Source organism: Mesorhizobium sp. M2A.F.Ca.ET.039.01.1.1 (assembly GCF_003998035.1).
In the GTDB taxonomy this organism is placed as follows: Bacteria; Pseudomonadota; Alphaproteobacteria; order Rhizobiales; family Rhizobiaceae; genus Mesorhizobium.
Map to the genome: position 1 here is coordinate 1 of NZ_RZRY01000460.1, position 5,159 is coordinate 5,159.

General features: G+C 64.3%; 2 protein-coding genes and 1 pseudogene. All 3 read left to right on the plus strand.

The window, feature by feature from the left end; all coding sequences use genetic code 11:
* Positions 1 to 300: pseudogene (locus EOA24_RS26780) on the plus strand (efflux RND transporter periplasmic adaptor subunit); the annotation flags it as partial.
* A 248-nt stretch (positions 301 to 548) separates the two neighbouring features.
* On the plus strand, positions 549 to 3,704 hold the full coding sequence (locus EOA24_RS26785; RefSeq protein WP_126078680.1) for an efflux RND transporter permease subunit: 3,156 nt from the start codon (positions 549 to 551) through the stop codon (positions 3,702 to 3,704).
* 264 nt (positions 3,705 to 3,968) lie between these two features.
* Positions 3,969 to 5,159 (plus strand): LLM class flavin-dependent oxidoreductase (locus EOA24_RS26790; RefSeq protein ID WP_133374624.1); only part of this gene is annotated, 1,191 nt, incomplete at its 3' end.

Below are 5,159 nucleotides of genomic sequence, written 5' to 3' on the forward strand. Positions count from 1 at the left end.
ATCGTCGGCAGCAAGGCTGAGCTCGTCTCGATCCCGCTCACCGCGATGACCGAAAAGGACGGCAAGCAGATCGTCTGGACAGTGGACCGCGCCTCCGACACCGTGCATCCGCGCCCGATCAAGGTCGCCAACTTCACCGCCGACGGCGTCACCGTGGCCGACGGCCTGAAACAGGGCGATGTCGTGGTCGCGGCAGGCACCCAGTTCATGACCGAAAACCTGAAGGTCAAGCTTTCCGGCGACGCCCAGCAATCCGCCTCGGCGGCAGAGGATGTCGCAACCACCGGCAGCCTGCACTAGCCAGGCGTAACAGACGCCTTTCCCGCTCTCGCTGCTTCGAGCCACGAGCCGGGGAAGGGCATGGGTTCCGGGCGGCGAACACCCGATCGCGGGATGCCGGCATGTTGGCTCCCCCCCGCGGCAGTGCCGCGTCCAGCGCGATTTGCGAGTCTCTCTCCGCTTGAGGGTCTCGCCGCCCGGAAACCCGACCGAGAATTCACGGGCAATGCCAGCTATGCATTGCCGGCCAATTGGACTGGACTTGCGCCATGACCACCACGACCGACAGCAGCACTGAAAAGCGCCCCTTCAATCTCTCGCGCTGGGCGATCGGACATCCGAGCATCGCGCGCTTCCTGTTCGGGTTGATCATCCTGGCCGGCGCGATGGGCCTGATGCGCATGGGCCAGAAGGAAGACCCGGACTTCACCTTCCGCATCATGGTGGTGCAGGCGATCTGGCCCGGCGCCTCGATCCAGGACATGGAGGACCAGGTCGTCAACAAGATCGAGCGCAAGCTGCAGGAAACGCCGCATCTCGATTTCGTGCGCTCCTACACGCGTGCCGGCAGCACCATCATCATGCTGCAGGTGAAAGGCGACACCAATGCCGAGGAGGTGAAGGACGCCTTCTATCAGGTGCGCAAGAAGGTCGGCGACATTTCCAATGAGTTGCCGCAAGGCCTGCTCGGTCCGTATTTCAACGACGAGTTCGGCGACACCTTCATCACCTTGCATTCGATCAGCGGCGACGGCTTCACCTATCCGGAGCTGAAGAAGTTCGCCATCCAGGCGCGCGATATGCTGTTGACGACGCCCGGCGTCGAGAAGGCCGTCATCATCGGCGACCAGCCGGAGAAGATCTATATCGACGTCTCGTCCAAGGCGCTGGCCGAGCGCGGCCTGACCATCGTCGACTTGCAGAACGCCGTGAAGGGGCAGAACGCTGTCGATCCGGCGGGCTCGGTCGACACCGGCCTGCGCTCGGTGCGCATCTCGGTCGAGGGCGACGTCACCAAGGCCGCGGATATCCGCGAGCTCAGGCTGCGCTCCGGCAATCAGGTGACGCGTCTCGGCGATATCGCCACCGTCTCGTCCGGTCTCGAAGACCCTTATGAGCGCAAATACCGTTTCAACGGCCATGAGAGCGTCCAGGTCGGCGTCGTCATGGCCAAGGGTTTCAACGTCAGGGACGTCGGCAAGGATGTCGAGGCGACCTACCAGCGCTTCGAGGCCGGGCTGCCCTACGGCGTTTCGGTCGACCAGATCTCGGATCAGCCGGAGGTGGTCAAGGACGCGGTGAGCGAATTCATGGAAGCGCTCGGCGAAGCGCTGCTCATCGTGCTCGCCGTGTCGCTGCTGTCGATCGGCTGGCGCTCGGGCCTGGTGATCGCCATCGCCATCCCGCTGGTTCTGGCCGCCACCTTCGCCATCATGTACGAGATCGGCATCGACCTGCAGCGCATCTCGCTCGGCGCTTTGATCATCGCGCTCGGTCTCCTGGTTGACGACGCCATGATCGTCGTCGAGATGATGGAACGAAAGCTCGAGGAAGGGCTGGTCAAGATCGAGGCGGCGAGCTTCGCCTATACATCGACCGCCTTCCCGATGCTCACTGGAACGCTGATCACCACGGCGGGCTTCATCCCGGTCGGCTTCGCGGCATCCACTGCCGGCGAATATGTGCGCACGCTGTTCTATGTCGTCGGCATCGCGCTGATCGTGTCGTGGTTCGTCGCGGTCTATTTCACGCCGTGGCTGGGCTACATGATCCTCAAGCAGCGCAAGCATGCCGGCACCCACCACGATGTCTTCGACACTGGCTTCTACCGCCGCCTGCGCGCGACGGTCGCCTGGGCCGTGCGCCACCGCATCATCGTTCTGGTGATGACCCTGGTCACCTTCGCCACCAGCCTGTGGGCCTTCCAGTTCATCCCGCAGAATTTCTTCCCGCAATCCTCGCGTCCGGAAATCCTCGTCGATCTCTGGCTGCCGGAAGGCACCTCGATCAAGGAGGTCGAGAACCAGGCCAAGGCGCTGGAAGCGAAAATGATGGACGATCCCGACAAGCGCTTCATCGCCACCTATATCGGCGAAGGTGCCCCGCGCTTCTTCCTGCCCCTCGACCAGCAGCTCAGGAATCCCAACTTCGCCCAGCTCCTGGTGATGGCCAAGGACGAGCCGGCGCGCGAGCGGCTGATCGTCAAGATGCGCGGCATCCTCGCCAAGGACTTCCCCTCGATCCGCGGCAAGGTCGACCGCCTGTTCCTTGGACCGCCGACGGGCTGGCCCGTGCAGATGCGCATCATGGGTCCGGACCGCAAGGAGGTGCGCCGCATCGCCGACGAGGTGAAGGCGAAGTTCCAGGCCAACCCGCTGCTCGGCGCCATCCATGACGATTGGCTGGAAACGGTGCCGGCAATGAAGCTGGTGATCGACCAGGATCGTGCTCGCGCCCTTGGCGTAACCTCGCAGCGCATCCGCCAGGTGCTGCAGGCCACCATGTCCGGCGCGGCGCTCGACGACTTCCGCGACGGCGAGGAGACGGTGTCGATCGTCGCCCGCGAGCCGGAGGCGACCCGCCATCTCCTGTCTTCGGTCGACTCCGTCTACATCCCAACCGACTTCGGCGGCTCGGTGCCGCTCTCGCAGGTGGCCAAGGTCGTGCCGGTCATGGAGCAGGGCGTCGAATGGCGACGCGACCGCCTGCCGACGATCAGCGTGCGCGCCACGTTGCCGGACGGCGTGCAGTCGAACGACGTCGTCACCAAGATGTACAACGACATGAAGGACCTGCGCGCCGGCCTAGCGCCCGGCTACAAGATCGAGATCCAGGGCGGCGCCGAGGATTCGGCCGAGAGCCAGGCTTCGATCGCCGCCAAGGCGCCGATCATGCTGGCCATCATCGTCGTGCTGCTGATGGTCCAGCTGCAGCATTTCGGCAAGTCGATGCTGGTGCTCGCCACAGGTCCGCTCGGCATCATCGGCGCCGCCGCGGCGCTGCTGATCAGCGGCGCGCCCTTCGGCTTCGTCGCCATCCTCGGCGTCATCGCGCTGCTCGGCATCATCATGCGCAACTCGATCATCCTGGTCGACCAGATCGATCAGGACATCGCGGCAGGCATGGACCAATCGGAAGCGATCGTGGGTGCGGCGGTGCGCCGCTTCCGGCCGATCATGCTGACGGCGCTGACCGCCGTGCTGGCGCTGATCCCGATCTCGCGCGCCGTCTTCTGGGGACCGCTCGCCTACGCCATGATGGGCGGCATCCTGGTCGCGACCGTGCTCACCATTCTGGTGCTGCCGGCCGGCTACGCGCTGTTCTTCGGCCGTGCGCCGAAGAAGGCCAAGACCGACGAGCAGGCGCCGGAGCCGGAGAAGATCGAAGGCATCGAACGGCCGCAGCTGGCACTGGCCGCGGAATAAAGCATGATCCCTAAAAGTGCATAGCGGTTTTTGCTGCGCTGACCTTCGGTTCAAAAGAGATCATGCTCCAACGATAAGGTGGCAACCTTGGATCATCCGCCATCGGCGAAAGCCGGTGGCGGATGATCCGCATAAAGGCCAGCCGGGCGAAAATGCTCCGCGGCAGGGCTTCGGCAAAACAGAATTCCTTTTCAGCGGCGCGATGCAGGCCGATCCTGCGCTAATATCGGAGCGGCAACGCTCGTCATCGCTGGATCATTCCTCATGTCAGAAAAACGGCAATTGCGGCTCGGCGCCTTCATGCGCCCCGTCAGTCTTCACACCGGCGCCTGGCGTTACCCGGGCGCTTATCCCGACGCCAACTTCAACTTCGCGCATCTCAAGCGTTTCGCGCAGACGCTCGAGGCGGCCAAGTTCGACGCCTTCTTCATGGCCGATCATCTGGCGGTGCTCAACATGCCGATCGAGGCGCTGCGGCGCAGCCACACGGTAACGTCCTTCGAGCCGTTCACGCTGCTCTCGGCGCTTGCCGCCGTCACCGACCACATCGGCCTGGTCGCCACCGCTTCGACCACCTTCGACGCGCCCTATCACATCGCCCGCCGCTTCGCCTCGCTCGACCATATCAGCGGCGGACGCGCCGGCTGGAACATCGTCACCACGTCCAATCCCGACGCGGCGCTGAATTTCGGCCTCGACGAGCATGTCGAGCATGACGAGCGCTACCACCGGGCGCGCGAGTTCTACGATGTCGTTACCGGGTTGTGGGACAGTTTTGCCGACGACGCCTTCATCCGCGATGCGGAGAGCGGGCTCTATTTCGATCCGGCGAAACTCCATGTGCTCGACCACAAGGGCGAGCATCTGTCGGTGCGAGGGCCACTCAACATCGCCAGGCCGGTGCAGGGCTGGCCGGTCATCGTCCAGGCCGGCGCGTCTGACGTCGGACGCCAACTGGCCGCCGAGACGGCGGAGGTGATCTTCGCTGCGCCGCCCGACCTGGCATCCGGCCAGCGCTTCCTTGCCGACGTGAAAGGCCGAGCGGAAAAACTTGGCCGCGCGCGCGACGACATCAAGATCCTGCCCGGCGCCTTCGTCATCGTCGGCGACAGTGTCGAGGAGGCGCGGGCCAAGCGCGCGAAGCTCGACAGCCTCGTCTATTACGAGAGCGGCATCGCCTCGCTGTCGATCGCGCTCGGCCACGACGCGTCCGGTTTCGATCCGGACGGACCGTTGCCAGACATTCCGGAGACCAATGCCTCGAAGAGCAGCCGCGAACGCGTCATTGAACTGGCGCGCAGTGAAAACCTGACCGTTCGCCAGCTAGCGCAGCGGCTCGGCGGCTATTCCGGACTGGCTTTCGTTGGTACCCCGAAAACCATCGCCGACGAGATGGAGGAATGGCTGCTCACCGACGGTTCCGATGGCTTCAATGTCATGTTCCCCTATCTGCCC